Genomic DNA, 13480 nt, shown 5'->3' on the forward strand with positions numbered 1-13480 from the left:
TAACAGCGTCCCATTCATAAGCCTCCGTGCAACGTTCTGTTTTGATACAGAATTTGCACTTCGGATGTGAATCCACCTGCTCTGGCTAAGGATCTTTATAATCAGTATTATGTATATTTAATATACTTGAGGAAACGCCGGTTCATCTTGGTCCTTCCATCCCGCGCGACAAATCACCTATGCTGAAACCAGAGGATCAAATACGGTGGGAGGATTGGAATGGCAGATCGGTATGAGACCGGCAAGCAGATGCGCAGGACGGTTCTCGGCGATCAGCATGTCGATCTGGCCGAGGCGCGTCGGACCGATCTGGACGGCCCATTTCAGGACCTTATCATCGAAGCTGCCTGGGGCACGGTTTGGGCGTCGGATGGGATCAGCTTGCGCGAGCGCTCGATGCTGACGCTTGCGCTGCTGGCTGCGACCGGGAATTTTGACGAGATACCAATGCACATCCGGGCCACGGCGAATACCGGTGCGAGCCAGCAGGATGTGGTCGAAACCTTTCAGCACGTGGCGATCTACGCGGGCGTGCCGCGGGCCAACCACGCATTGAAACTGGCCCGGGCCACGTTCGACGAGATGGCGCAACAGGCATGACCGACCTCAAGGGCGGTATGATCCCGCGGGACTGGCGCCATCAACCGCCCGCGTTCACGCCTGACTACAAAAGCAGCCGCTTGCGCTCACCCAAACTGCCGAAACTCTCCATGCCGAGCACGCCCAGCGAGGACAGCGGACCGGTGTTCACACGGGAGATCCTGGGCCCGCTCGACGATGACCTGACCCTGAACCACGCGGCACCGGGAGAAATGGCCATCGGGCCACGGATCATCGTGCACGGCCAAGTAAAGGACGAGATGGGCCGCGGCGTTCCGGGCGCTTTGCTGGAGATCTGGCAAGCCAACGCAGGCGGGCGATATCGCCACAAGAACGATGGCTACCTTGCGCCACTCGACCCGAATTTCGGCGGCTGCGGCCGAGCGATCACGGACGACGAGGGCGGGTATCGCTTCCATACGGTGCTTCCAGGCCCCTACCCCTGGCCCAATGGCGCGAACGACTGGCGCCCCGCCCACATCCATTTTTCTGTTTTTGGTCAAAGCTTTGCGCAGCGACTTGTGACTCAGATGTACTTCGAGGGCGACCCGCTGATCTGGCGTTGCCCGATTGTGGCCACCATCCCGGATCGCGCCGCGATCGAGCGCTTGATCGCGCCGCTCGACATGGCGGCAACGGTGCCCTTCGATGCGCGCGCTTATCGCTTCGACCTTCTGCTGCGCGGACGACACGCGAGCCCATTTGAGAACCGGCCGGAGGGTCTGTGAGGATGAAGCTGCATGAGACAGCATCGCAGACGGTTGGTCCTTACGTGCACATCGGCTGCATGCCAAATGCGATCGGGCTGCATGACGTCTATCCCGAAGATCTCGGCGCCCGTATGCGGGGTGAGAGTACCGAAGGCCAGAAGATCACTATTGAAGGCATCATCCGGGACGGCGCCGGCGCACCGTTGACTGACGCGCTGGTGGAGATCTGGCAAGCCGACGCTCGGGGCCGCTATGGCGCCGACGGCTCAGGGTTTACGGGCTGGGGCCGTGCGGCCGCCGATGCGCAGAGCGGTGTGTGGCGGTTCGAGACGATCAAGCCGGGTGCGGTCGAAGCGATGGCGCCGCATATCACCTTCTGGATCGCCGCGCGGGGCATCAATATGGCACTGCATACGCGCATGTATTTTCCTGAGGACGAAACGCTGCAGGCGAGCGACCCGGTGCTCGCAGGTTTTGTGCCTGCACCCCGCCGCAACACACTGATTGCACAGAAAACGGCAGACTTTATGTACCAGTTCAATATACATCTGCAAGGATCTGAAGAAACAGTGTTTTTTGATGTCTGACCCCTGCATCATTTGTGTCGCCATTACGGGAAGTGTTCCGACCAAGGCAGCGAACCCGGCTGTACCCATTTCGGTTGCCGAGCAGCTTGAAAGCACGCATGAGGCCTTCGAGGCCGGGGCCGCCATCTGTCATGCCCACGTGCGAAACCCCGACGAGACGCCCTCCTCCGACCCGGAGAAGTTTGCGCGCCTGAAGGAAGGCCTCGAGACGCACTGCCCCGGCATGATCATCCAGTTCTCGACGGGCGGGCGCTCCGGTGCCGGGCGGGAGCGCGGGGGGATGCTGCCGCTGCGCCCCGACATGGCGTCGCTCTCGGTGGGGTCCAACAACTTTCCCACGCGGGTCTACGAGAACCCGCCCGATCTTGTCGCCTGGCTCGCCAGCGAGATGCAGACCTATGAGGTGACACCCGAGATCGAGGCCTTCGATTTGTCGCATATCCTGCACGCCATCCGGCTGCATGAGGCGGGAGCGCTCTTTGGCAGGCTCTACGTGCAATTCGTGATGGGTGTGAAGAACGCGATGCCGGCCGACCGCCGGGTGTTTGATTTCTACGTCGAGACGATGAAGACGCGTGCGCCTGGCGCGCTCTGGTGTGCGGCCGGAATCGGCCCGACGCAGATCGAGGTCAACGAGTGGGCGATTGCTGCCGGCGGGCATACCCGCGCAGGTCTCGAAGACAACGTGCGGCTCGACCGGGAGACGCTGGCGCCATCGAACGCCGCGCTGATCCGGCGCGCGGTGGAGCTTTGCGAGAAATACGAACGCCCCGTCGCCACGCCGAGCCAGGCGCGCGAAATGCTGGGGCTGCGGCCAGCCGCAGCCTGAGGCCCCTACCCCAGCGCGTAGCCCGCGCCGCGCACCGTGCGCAGCGGGTCCGAGCCGCCGTGTTGTGTCAGCGCCTTGCGCAGCCGCCCGATATGCACGTCGACCGTGCGGGTATCGACATAGATGTCGCGCCCCCAGACCCGGTCGAGCAGCTGCTCGCGCGAGAAGACGCGCCCCGGCTTTTCCATGAAGGTCGACAGCAGCCGAAACTCGGTCGGGCCCAGTTTCAACTCGGCCTCCCCACGGTTCACGCGGTGGCTCACGGAATCGAGCACGATGTCTTCGTATTCCAGGCGCTCGCCCGCCGCCGCAGGACGGACACGGCGCAGCTGGCTGCGCACCCGCGCCATCAGCTCGATCACCGAATAGGGCTTGATCACATAGTCGTCCGCGCCGGTCTCGAGCCCGCGCACGCGGTCGACTTCTTCGGAGCGCGCCGACAGCATGATGATCGGGATCGATCGCGTCTCGGACTTGATCTTGAGCCTTCGGCAGACTTCGATCCCTGAGAGGTTCGGCATCATCCAGTCGAGCACGATGACATCCGGCGCCGTCTCGTCGACAAGCATCAGCGCCTCCTCGCCATTTTCGGCGCTGCTGACAGCGAAGCCTTCGGCCTCGAGATTGTAGGCCAGAACCTCGCGTTGTGCAGGCTCATCCTCGACGACCAGAACACGGGGTTGATCGGCGGACATGGGACTTATCCTTCTGCTACCACGGATGTTTTGTCAGCTTTCGGGCGCGCATCTTCAGGGTGCTCGCCGGTCACCAGATAGACCACCTGCTCGGCGATCGAGGTCACGTGATCGCCCATGCGTTCGACGTTCTTGGCGATGAAATGCAAGTGCATGCAGGCGGTGATGTTGCGCGGGTCTTCCATCATGAAGGTCAGGAATTCGCGGAAAAGCGCATTGTACATCTGGTCGACCTCGCGGTCGCGGTTGATGACTTCCAGCGCCCATTCCGCATCGCGCTGGATATAGGCGTCGAGCGCGTCCTTCAGCATCCGTTCGACCTCGCGTGACATCCGCCGCAGCGCGCCGGTGCTGTCATCCACGGGCGCCATCTGCGACAGCACGCCGGTGCGCTTGGCCATGTTCTTGGCATAATCGCCGATGCGTTCCAGGTTGGCGCTGATCTTGATGACGCTCAGGATCAAGCGCAGATCGCGCGCGGTGGGCGCGCGCAGGGCGATCACGCGCGCGGCTTCCTCGTTGATCATCTCTTCGAGATCGTCGATGGCCCGGTCGCCCTTGCGCACCTGCTCGGCAAGGTCTTCATCGCGCGTGTCCAGAGACTGCGCGCCTTCGCGGATCGCGGCCTCGACAAGGCCGCCCATCTTCATGATCTGGGCCTGAATGGCCTCCAGATCGCGGTCGAAGGCTGAAGCAATATGTTGGTCTTGCATTTTTTTATCCAATCCGACCGGTGATGTAGCTCTCGGTGCGCGGGTCTTCGGGGTTGGTGAAGATGGTGCCTGTTTCACCATATTCGACGAGGTTGCCGAGGTGGAAGAAGGCGGTCTTCTGGCTGACGCGGGCGGCCTGCTGCATCGAGTGTGTCACGATCACCACCGAGTAGTTCTGCCGCAGCTCGTCGATCAGCTCTTCCACTTGCGCCGTGGCAATCGGGTCAAGCGCCGAGCACGGCTCGTCCATGAGCAGCACCTCGGGTTCGGTCGCAACCGCGCGCGCAATGCACAGGCGCTGCTGCTGTCCGCCCGAGAGGCCCGTCCCGGGCTCTTGCAGACGGTCCTTGACCTCGTCCCAGATCGCGCCGCGGCGCAGCGCGCGTTCTACGATATCGTCGAGCTCGACCTTGTTCTTGGCCAGACCGTGGATCTTGGGCCCATAGGCCACATTGTCATAGATTGACTTGGGGAACGGGTTCGGTTTCTGGAAAACCATGCCCACCTTCGCGCGCAGCTGCACCGGGTCCACCCGCTTGTCGTAGATATCCTCGCCGTCGATGTGGATGTCGCCCTCGACGCGGCAGATATCGATGGTGTCGTTCATCCGGTTCAGGCACCGCAGGAAGGTGGATTTGCCGCAGCCCGAGGGGCCGATGAAGGCGGTGACGGTCTTGTCCTGGATGTCGACGTCCACATCCTTGATGGCATGGATGTCGCCATAATAGACCTGAACGCCCCGTGCGGCGATTTTGATGGCGTCAGCGTCCACGTCTCTCTCCAGTATTCTCATGTCGTTCATTGGGCTGCCTCCCCTTACCAGCGCCGCTCGAACCTGCGGCGCAGGATGACGGCTATGGTGTTCATGGTGATCAGGAACAAGAGCAGGATGATGATACCACCCCAGGCGCGTTCATAATAGGCGGGGTCGGCGCGCTTGGCCCATTCGTAGATCTGCGCGGGCATGGCCGAGTTGGGGTCGAGCAGACCGCTGGCAATGCTGTCCGGTGCGTTCGACGCGATGAACCCCACCATCCCGATCAGCAGCAGCGGCGCGGTTTCCCCGAGCGCCTGGGCCAGTCCGATGATCGTCCCGGTCAGAATGCCGGGCGCGGCCAGCGGCAGAACGTGGTGGAACACCGACTGCATCTTGGACGCCCCAACCCCCAGTGCAGCATCCCGGATCGAAGGCGGCACGGCCTTCAGCGAGGCGCGGGTCGAGATGATGATCGTCGGCAGGGTCATCAGCGTCAGCACCATGCCGCCGACCAGCGGTGCGGATTGCGGCAGATGCATGAACTGGATGAAGACCGCAAGGCCGAGGATCCCGAAGACGATGGAGGGCACGGCCGCAAGATTGGCGATGTTCACCTCGATCAGGTCCGTCAGCCGGTTCTTCGGTGCGAACTCTTCAAGATAGATCGAGGCCGCCACGCCAATCGGCAGGGCCAGTACCAGCACGACCAGCATCATGAAGAAGGACCCGATCATCGACACGCCCATCCCCGCCGCTTCGGCACGGCTTTCCGAGGCGTCTGCGCCGGTGATGAAATCCATGTTGAAGGTCTTCTGCACGATGCCCAGGGGGACCAGCGCATCCACCAGATCGAGGTGCTCGGCGTCTATGTTCTTGTCACGCGCCACATCCTCGCGCTTCACACGGTCCTTCAGGTAGCCGTCGACCCGGCTGGAGGCGAGAATGCGGAACTCGACCGTCTCGCCGATCAGGTCGGGATTGGCCAGAACCGTATCGCGCACCTGGGCGGCAGCAGAGGCCGAGATCATCGCCTTCATGTCGCCGCGGTCCTCCAGCGGCGTCTCGATCCCGTTGTCCTGAACCTGCTGCAGCAACGCGTCCTGAATGAGCGGTGTGTAACCGAAGGTCGACACCTTCGCGATGTCCGACGGATTGCGCTCGCCGTTCTTGTCGAGCTTTTCCGGATCGAGATAGACCGGCACGTTGATGAAGGTCTGTTGAAACGCGCCTGTTCCGCTGCCCACGATCGAGGCCAGGAGAACGAGCAGGAAGAAGATGCCGGTGGCAATTCCCGCAATGCCGTACATGCGGAATCGGGCCTCGGCGGCCTTGCGCTTTTTTGTGCGCGCATCGACGGTTGTCAGAGAGCCGCGGGGCGCTGCGTGCGGCGTGGTCGGCATGCTGGCTTCGGTCATTCGTACTGCTCCCTGTACTTGCGCACGATGTAAAGCGCGAAGACGTTCAGCCCGAGGGTGAGGACGAACAGCGTGATCCCCAGCGCAAAGGCGACGAGGGCTTCGGGCGAGGCAAAGTCGCTGTCACCGGTCAGCTGCGAGACGATCTTCGCGGTCACGGTGGTCATGGCCTCAAAGGGGTTCAGCGACAGCCGTGCCGCGGCCCCTGCACCCAAGACCACGATCATGGTCTCGCCAATGGCACGGCTGGCGGCCAGCAGGATCGCACCGACGATGCCCGGAAGGGCGGCTGGCAGCACCACCTGCTTGATCGTTTCCGACCGTGTGGCACCCAGGCCGTAGGAGCCGTCGCGCAGCGATTGCGGCACGGCGTTGATGATATCGTCCGACAGCGAGCTGACGAAGGGGATCAGCATGATCCCCATCGCGATGCCCGCGGTCATCACCGAGCGCCCGCCGCCCATCCAGCCCACACCGTTTTGGCCGAACACGCTGACCAGCAACGGCCCGATGGTCAGCAGGGCGAAGAGACCGTAGACGATTGTCGGAATGCCGGCGAGGATTTCCAGCATCGGCTTGGCGATGCCGCGCATCCTTTGCGAGGCGTACTCCGAGAGGTAAATCGCCGAGAACAGGCCAATCGGCACCGCCACAATCAGGGCCACGATCGAGATGTAAATGGTACCCCAGAGCAGCGGCAGAATACCTAAGCTGGAGGCCCCGCCCCGTCCCGAGAAGCTCGGCGCCCACTCCAGCAGCGTGAAGAACTCGGCCGCTGGGTACAGTCGGAAGAATTCGATGGTGTTGAAAATCAGCGATAGGACAATCCCAATGGTTGTCAGGATCGCCACCGAGGCCGCGGCGATCAGGATGACAAGCACCCCCTGCTCCACCACGTTGCGGGCCCGGAAGTCGCGTCTGCTTTGCATCACGCCCCAGCCCGCCCCAAGCAATGCAACCGCGAGAACTGCGGCGGTCATGACCGCATTGGAGGTGGCGCTCATCTGTCGGTAGGCCTGCGCCGCGCGCAGGACCGGTTGGGTGATCTGATTGGTGACAACCTGCCCTGCGTCTTTCAAGCGTGCGGTCATGTCGGTGAAGTCCGCCCGTCCGTTGCTGGCCGTATCTTCGTCGAGAAAACCTCTCGCAACCGCGTTGTCGAGACCCTCGGCGGTGCGGCGCACCTCGGCCATCACAAGGCTCAGATTGGCATCATCTGCGATCTCCGAGGCCGGGATCATATCGGCGATCCGGTTCTGTATCACCAGCGGCTGCGCTAACTGCCAGATCACCATCAGACCCAGAGCCGGGACAATCGACTTCATCAGCGCATTCATCCCGTAGTAGACGGGCAAAGAGTGCAGGCCCCGGTTGTCGCCACCGGTACTCGCCAGCGCGCGGTGGCGGCCCAAGGCATAGCCGATGAGTGACAGCGCGATCACGATTGCGGTAAGCCAGAGTAGTGGCATATGTCCCCCAAGTGTCCTGCGTGACGGGTGGTCATGGCACGCAACGGGATGAGCGGCGTGGGCCGCCGCTCATATCTATTTCAATGCTGTTGTCGGGTCTGGATCAGCTGCCGCCGCCCATGACCTTCTCGCCAGAGACGATCTCTTGCGTGCTGGCCAGCTCCGGGTCGGACACCAGACCGTAGGCAGCCAGAGGACCGTCAGGGCCTGCGATCTCATCGGAGACGAAGAACTCTGCGAATTCCTTCAGGCCCGGGATCACGCCGATATGCGCTTTCTTCACGTAGAAGAAGAGCGGACGCGACACGGGATACTCACCGGCAGCGATGGTCTCGGTGGTGGGTTCGATACCCGACATGGTCGCCACTTTCAGCGTGTCGGTGTTGTTCTCGTAGAACGCCAGACCGAAGACGCCGATGGCGTTGGCGTTGGCGTCGATGGAAGCCAGAGTCTCGGTGTAGTCGCCGTCGATGTCGACCGAGCGGCCATCGGTGCGCACTTCGAGGCACGCGTCTTCCGCGTCATCCTCGGACATACCGCCCGCGATCATCGCTTCCATGGCGCCGGTCGCTTCACAGCCTGCCGCGATCACCTTCTCTTCGAAGACTTCGCGTGTGCCGTGCTTGGTGCCCGGGATGAAGGCCAGGATGTCTTCGGCCGGCAGGTCAGGGTTGAAGTCGGACCACTGCGCGTAGGGATTGTCGACCAGTTCGCCATCCACCATCACCTTGGGTGCCAGCGCATTGAAAATGTCCGACGGGGTGAAGGCCGTGTACTCAGGTCCATCGAGCTGGCTGGCGAAGACGATGCCATCGTAACCAATGCGAACCTCGATGATATCGGTCACACCGTTTTCAGCGCAGGCCGCGATCTCTTTCTCACGGATCGCGCGTGAAGAGTTCGCGATATCCGTATGTTCGGTGCCGACGCCCTGGCAGAAGCGCTTCAGACCTGCAGACGACCCGCCCGATTCAATGACCGGCGTCGGGAACTCGAAATTCTCGCCAAACGCTTCCGCGACAATGGACGCGTAGGGCAGCACCGTGGAGGACCCGGCGACTTGCACCTGGTCACGCGCAGCAGCGGTTGTGGCAGACATGGCCGCCAGCGCCAGCGCGGAGGTGGTGAGTTTTGCAAACGACATGATATCTCCTGTCATTGTTCGTTTTTCGAATCTGGTCACCTTCCCGGCGACCTTGAGCTCGTGGGATACGGGCCTCACACAATGCTTTTGTGACAGTTTGGTAACGGTTTTATGACAGCGATTGGCAGATGAGGGAGACCTCTGTAACGCCTTGATTTTAATTCGTTTTTCAGATTGCTCGCCAAAATTGAGTTCGAGCAACCTGCAAAGGCCGGTCCGCTAGCTCTGCGACTCACTGCCGACAGCGGCGATCTGCAAGGGCAGCACAACGGTGAATTGCGCCCCATGTCCCAGCTCGCTGTCGATCTTCAGGTGACCGCGGTGTCGATTGATGATGTGTTTGACAATCGCCAGGCCAAGCCCAGTGCCGCCCAGAGCCCGGCTGCGGTGACTGTCGGCCCTGTAAAACCGCTCGGTCAGACGCGGCAGATGGATCGTGTCGATCCCCGCGCCATAGTCGATCACATGCACCCGGACACCCGGCGCCCGCAAGGCCGGGTCACGCTCCGACCGGTCCAGCCGCACCGTCACGCGCCCGCCTGACGCACCATATTTGATCGCGTTTTCAATGAGGTTCGTGAAGACCTGCATCAGCTGGTCGGCATCGCCTGTCAGCATCACGTCCCCCGCGCCGAAATCCTCTTCGAAGACCACGCCGGCATCGGCTGCCAGTGGCTTGAGCGTGCGCAGCACGGAGGCCAGAAGCGCGGTCAGATTGACCTGATCGCGCGGCCGGACGCGCTCGTCACCTTCCACGCGGCTCAGCGACAGAAGGTCGCCCACCAGCCGGTTCATGCGCCCTGCTTCGCCCTCCATGATGTCGAGAAAGCGGTCGCGGGCCTCGGCATCGCCCCGCGCAGGACCACGCAGTGTTTCGATAAAGCCCATCAGCGCCGTCAGCGGGGTGCGCAGCTCGTGGCTGACATTGGCGACAAAGTCCCGCCGCATCTGTCCGGCCTGCTCGACATCGGTCACATCGAGAAAGCACAAAAGGATGACGCGCTGGTCCGAGATCACGCGGGCGGTGACCCGGAATGTCGTCTCCTGCACGCCGTCATTCGCGAGATAGGGGGCCACGCGCGGGCGGCTGTCGCGCAAGACCGCCTCGACCGCGTCGATCAGGGCCGGCTGCCGCAGCATGGTGACGAAGTTGCGCCCTTCGATCCCCCGCCCGATCAAAGCGCGGGCATCCTCGTTGGCCCCGACAATGCGTTCGCTTCCGTCGATCAGCAGCGCAGGCAGCGGCACCGCATCCAGCATATCGGAGAGCGCCTTGCTCATCTGCCCGGTCTAGGTGCCTGTGGCCGCAGCTACGGCATCGCGGAAGATCCGGCACAGTGCCTCGGGATCCTCCAGCCCGACGGAGACGCGGAAAAACCCCTCGGACATGCCCAGCGCGGCCCGTCGCTCCGGCGTCAGCGCGCGATGGGAGGAGGAGGCAGGATGCGAGAGCGTGGTGCCAACGTCGCCCAGTGTCGGCGCGAAGCTCAGCCCATCCGCCGCCTTCGTGAAGGCGTTGGCAGTCGCCCGGTCCCCCGCCAACTCGAAGCTCACCATGTTGCAGAACTGACCATCCAGAAGATGCTGCGCGCGGGCGTGATCCGGGTGATCGGCGCGTCCCGGATAGATGACGCGCGTCACGCCGGGCAGCGCCGCCAGTGTGTCGGCCAGCTGCGCGGCGGAGGATTGCGCGCGATCATAGCGCAGATCGAAGGACAGAAGGCCACGCTCGGCCAGCCAGCAATCAAAGGGGCTTGGGTTCAGCCCGGCCGTCACGGCAAAGACCCGCAGCCTATCGTTCAGCACCCTATCCCGCGCGGCCACATAGCCCAGCATCACATCGGAATGCCCGGCAAGCAGCTTGGTCAGCGAATGGATCACGATATCCGCGCCCCAGTCGAAGGGCCGGATCGCGCGCGGCGTGGTGAAGGTGTTGTCCACCACCAGCAGCACGCCCCGCTCCTTGCAGAGGGCTGCGAGCCCCTCCAGTTCCGCGACCCGCAGCGTCGGGTTCGAGACCACCTCGATGAAGATCAGCCGCGTCTCGGGCCTGAGCGCTGCGCGCATGGCCGCCACATCGCCGGGATCGACCAGCGTCGTGGCAATGCCTAGCCGCGGCAGATCCTCTGTCATCATGCGCAGCGACCGGCCGTAAAGCTGGTTGCCGCCGATCACATGATCGCCCGCCTGCGTCAGGCCCAGCAGCACCGCCGAGACCGCGCCCATACCCGAGGCTGTCACGACGCCCATATGCGGCGCGTTCTCCAGGCGGTCGATGCGCTTGGCCACCACGTCCGCGTTCGGATGCCCCTCCCGCGCGTAGGTATAGCCGTGCAGATCGCCGTCATATTGCCGGTCCAGCATGTCGGGCGTGTCGGAGGCGTAGACCACCGAGGGGCTCAGCGGTGTCACCACCGGGCGGCTGGCGCTCTCGGGCAGAGCGTCGGGGCGCATCAGAGAGCCGGCGTCGTTTTTCATCTCACCCCTCGATCGGCTGCATGTCGGTCCGGAAGCGGCGCATGTTCTCCTGGTAGTGCAAGGCACTGAGCGTGAGGCCGTGGATCGCCTCGGCATCGAGTTCGCGCACGACCTTGCCCGGCACACCCATCACCAGGCTGCCATCGGGGATCTCCTTGTTCTCGGTGATCAGGGCCCCGGCTCCGATCAGGCAGTTGGAACCGATCTTTGCCCCGTTCAGCACTGTCGCCCCCATCCCGATCAGGGAATTGTCGCCAATGGTGCAGCCGTGCAGCATGACCTTGTGCCCGATTGTGCAATTCTCTCCGATGCTGAGCGGGTAGCCCGCGTCGATGTGAAAGACGCAGTTCTCCTGCACGTTGGAGCCACGGCCCACCCGGATCTCCTCGTGATCGGCCCGGATCGTCGTGCCGAACCAGACCGAGGCGCCCTCCTCCAGCACAACCTGTCCGATCAGATTGGCGTCGGGCGCGACCCAGGTGTTCGAATGAATCTGCGGCTGGCGGTTTCCCAATGCATAAAGTGTCATGACACCTCCTCGAATTCCGATTGCAGGCGGCGCACGTGCTCGGTCAGCTGCGGCTGCTGGCTGCGCCGGAGGCGTGTCGCCGACAGGATCGTTTTCAGTTGCGCTTCGGTCTGGTCCAGATCGTCGTTGACGATCACGAAGTCATAGGCGCCCCAATGGCTGATCTCGTCCCAGCTTTTGGACATGCGCCGGGCGATTGTCGCGGCGTCATCCTGGCCGCGTTTCTCCAGCCGCTGGCGCAGCTCGCGGATCGAAGGCGGCAGCAGGAAGATGGACAGCGTATGCGCGCCGAGGGCCGAATTGGTGATCTGCTGTGCGCCCTGCCAGTCGATGTCGAAGAGCACGTCGCGCCCCTCGTCGATCGCCGCCTGAACGGGCGCCTTGGGCGAGCCGTAGAAATTGCCGAAGACATGGGCATGCTCCAGCATGCCGCCTGCCGCCACCTGCGCCTTGAAGCTGGCCTCATTGACGAAATGGTACTCACGCCCATCGACCTCGCCCGGGCGCGGCGCCCGCGTTGTCGCCGAGATGGAAAACTCGATCTCCGGATCCCAGGCGCGCAGCCGCCGGGCGAGCGTGGACTTGCCCGCGCCCGAGGGCGAGCTGAGGATGATCAGAAGACCACGGCGCGTCGGTGTCATGACTCACTCCACATTCTGAACCTGCTCGCGCATCTGGTCGATCACCGTCTTGAGGGCCAGCCCGCAGCGCGTCAGCTCGGTGTTCTGCGCCTTGGCGCAGAGCGTGTTGGCCTCGCGGTTGAACTCCTGCATCAGGAAATCGAGCTTGCGCCCCACCGGACCGCCCTCGGCGATCAGATCGCGTGCGGCCTCCACATGGGCGGCGAGGCGGTCGATTTCTTCCGTGACATCGGACTTCACGGCGATCAGCGCGAGCTCTTGCGCGACGCGGTCGGGATCTGCGGCGTCGGTGTTCTCCATCACCTTGGCGAGGTTGCGCTTGAGCGTCTCTGCCAGGGTTGCGCCGCGGGCATCGGCGAGCCTTGCCGCCTCGGCGGTCAGCGCCGCGATCTCGTCGAGCTGCGCCAGAAGCAGCTTGCGCAGCGCGGCGCCTTCGCCCACGCGCATCTCGTTGAAATCCGCCAGCAGCGCTTCGGCTTCGGTCATGAGCGCTGCGGCCAGCGGGCCGGCGTCATCCTCGGTGGCGGCTTGCTCCAGCACCCCGCGCAGCGTCACGATGTCGGCGGCACTTGCGGGCGCGAGGCGCACGCCGGCGGCATCGGCCCGCCCTTCGATCACGGCCATCGCCTCGAGAACCGATGCAAGCTGTGCCTCGTTGACCCGCATGGCGCCCGACTGCTCGTCACGGGCCAGGCGCAGCGACAGCGTCAGGTTTCCGCGCTTGACCTCGGCGCTCAGCAGCTTGCGCAGCCCGGCTTCCAGCCCGTCGATCCAGTCGGGCAAGCGCAGGCGCAGATCGAGCCCCTTGCCGTTCACTGCGCGCAACTCCCAGTCCCAGGCATGGGGGGGGAGGCTGCCGCTGGCAGAGGCAAAACCGGTCATGGAGCGGATCATGGTGAGGGCCCTTTCGGCG

Annotated in this window: 15 protein-coding genes; 4 read left to right on the forward strand and 11 right to left on the reverse strand. The window is 63.5% G+C overall.

Annotated elements, in window-relative coordinates; all coding sequences use genetic code 11:
* Nucleotides 1–219 precede the first annotated feature (219 nt).
* The 4 genes from pcaC to MUB52_RS05240 are packed head-to-tail and all read left to right on the forward strand — an operon-like array spanning nucleotide 220 to nucleotide 2726.
* Nucleotides 220–600: a 4-carboxymuconolactone decarboxylase gene (gene pcaC / locus MUB52_RS05225; RefSeq protein ID WP_263843153.1), complete on the forward strand. Its 381-nt coding sequence runs from the start codon at nucleotides 220–222 to the stop codon at nucleotides 598–600.
* Nucleotides 597–1328, forward strand: coding sequence for a protocatechuate 3,4-dioxygenase subunit beta (pcaH, locus tag MUB52_RS05230; RefSeq protein ID WP_263843154.1), 732 nt, complete (start codon nucleotides 597–599; stop codon nucleotides 1326–1328). The genes pcaC and pcaH overlap by 4 nt, the downstream gene beginning before the upstream one ends.
* A gap of 2 nt (nucleotides 1329–1330) precedes the next feature.
* The gene (gene pcaG, locus MUB52_RS05235; protein WP_263843155.1) at nucleotides 1331–1897 is read left to right on the forward strand and encodes a protocatechuate 3,4-dioxygenase subunit alpha; all 567 of its coding nucleotides are present in this window, start codon (nucleotides 1331–1333) and stop codon (nucleotides 1895–1897) included.
* On the forward strand, nucleotides 1890–2726 hold the full coding sequence (locus MUB52_RS05240) for a BKACE family enzyme (RefSeq protein WP_263843156.1): 837 nt from the start codon (nucleotides 1890–1892) through the stop codon (nucleotides 2724–2726). The genes pcaG and MUB52_RS05240 overlap by 8 nt, the downstream gene beginning before the upstream one ends.
* A 5-nt stretch (nucleotides 2727–2731) precedes the next feature.
* Here MUB52_RS05240 and phoB read toward each other — a convergent pair whose 3' ends face one another.
* The 11 genes from phoB to MUB52_RS05295 all read right to left on the reverse strand — a co-directional run bounded on the left by phoB (nucleotide 2732) and on the right by MUB52_RS05295 (nucleotide 13461).
* Nucleotides 2732–3421, reverse strand: coding sequence for a phosphate regulon transcriptional regulator PhoB (gene phoB, locus MUB52_RS05245; protein WP_263843157.1), 690 nt, complete (start codon nucleotides 3419–3421; stop codon nucleotides 2732–2734).
* Nucleotides 3422–3426: 5 nt separating this feature from the next.
* Nucleotides 3427–4134, reverse strand: coding sequence for a phosphate signaling complex protein PhoU (phoU, locus tag MUB52_RS05250; RefSeq protein ID WP_263843158.1), 708 nt, complete (start codon nucleotides 4132–4134; stop codon nucleotides 3427–3429).
* Nucleotides 4135–4138: 4 nt separating this feature from the next.
* Nucleotides 4139–4936 carry a phosphate ABC transporter ATP-binding protein PstB gene (pstB, locus tag MUB52_RS05255; protein WP_263843159.1) on the reverse strand — a complete coding sequence of 266 codons (798 nt, stop codon included), beginning with the start codon at nucleotides 4934–4936 and terminating at the stop codon, nucleotides 4139–4141.
* A gap of 14 nt (nucleotides 4937–4950) precedes the next feature.
* Nucleotides 4951–6306 (reverse strand): phosphate ABC transporter permease PstA, encoded by a 1356-nt coding sequence (gene pstA, locus MUB52_RS05260; RefSeq protein ID WP_263843160.1) that lies wholly within the window; start codon nucleotides 6304–6306, stop codon nucleotides 4951–4953.
* Nucleotides 6303–7775 (reverse strand): phosphate ABC transporter permease subunit PstC, encoded by a 1473-nt coding sequence (gene pstC / locus MUB52_RS05265; protein WP_263843161.1) that lies wholly within the window; start codon nucleotides 7773–7775, stop codon nucleotides 6303–6305. The genes pstA and pstC overlap by 4 nt, the downstream gene beginning before the upstream one ends.
* Before the next feature lie 103 nt (nucleotides 7776–7878).
* Entirely contained in the window at nucleotides 7879–8919 is a 1041-nt protein-coding gene (locus tag MUB52_RS05270; RefSeq protein ID WP_263843162.1) for a substrate-binding domain-containing protein, read from the reverse strand.
* A 219-nt stretch (nucleotides 8920–9138) separates the two neighbouring features.
* On the reverse strand, nucleotides 9139–10200 hold the full coding sequence (locus MUB52_RS05275; protein ID WP_263843163.1) for a sensor histidine kinase: 1062 nt from the start codon (nucleotides 10198–10200) through the stop codon (nucleotides 9139–9141).
* A gap of 9 nt (nucleotides 10201–10209) precedes the next feature.
* Nucleotides 10210–11397, reverse strand: a complete 1188-nt coding sequence (locus tag MUB52_RS05280) for a trans-sulfuration enzyme family protein (RefSeq protein WP_263843164.1) — start codon at nucleotides 11395–11397, stop codon at nucleotides 10210–10212.
* Nucleotide 11398: 1 nt separating this feature from the next.
* Nucleotides 11399–11926: a gamma carbonic anhydrase family protein gene (locus MUB52_RS05285; protein ID WP_263843165.1), complete on the reverse strand. Its 528-nt coding sequence runs from the start codon at nucleotides 11924–11926 to the stop codon at nucleotides 11399–11401.
* Nucleotides 11923–12567: a guanylate kinase gene (gmk, locus tag MUB52_RS05290; RefSeq protein ID WP_263843166.1), complete on the reverse strand. Its 645-nt coding sequence runs from the start codon at nucleotides 12565–12567 to the stop codon at nucleotides 11923–11925. Before gmk ends, MUB52_RS05285 begins: the two co-directional genes overlap by 4 nt.
* A 3-nt stretch (nucleotides 12568–12570) precedes the next feature.
* Nucleotides 12571–13461, reverse strand: a complete 891-nt coding sequence (locus MUB52_RS05295; protein ID WP_263843167.1) for a YicC/YloC family endoribonuclease — start codon at nucleotides 13459–13461, stop codon at nucleotides 12571–12573.
* Nucleotides 13462–13480 lie beyond the last annotated feature (19 nt).

The sequence above is a fragment of the Roseobacter sinensis genome (assembly GCF_025755255.1).
Classification (GTDB): domain Bacteria; phylum Pseudomonadota; class Alphaproteobacteria; order Rhodobacterales; family Rhodobacteraceae; genus Roseobacter; species Roseobacter sinensis.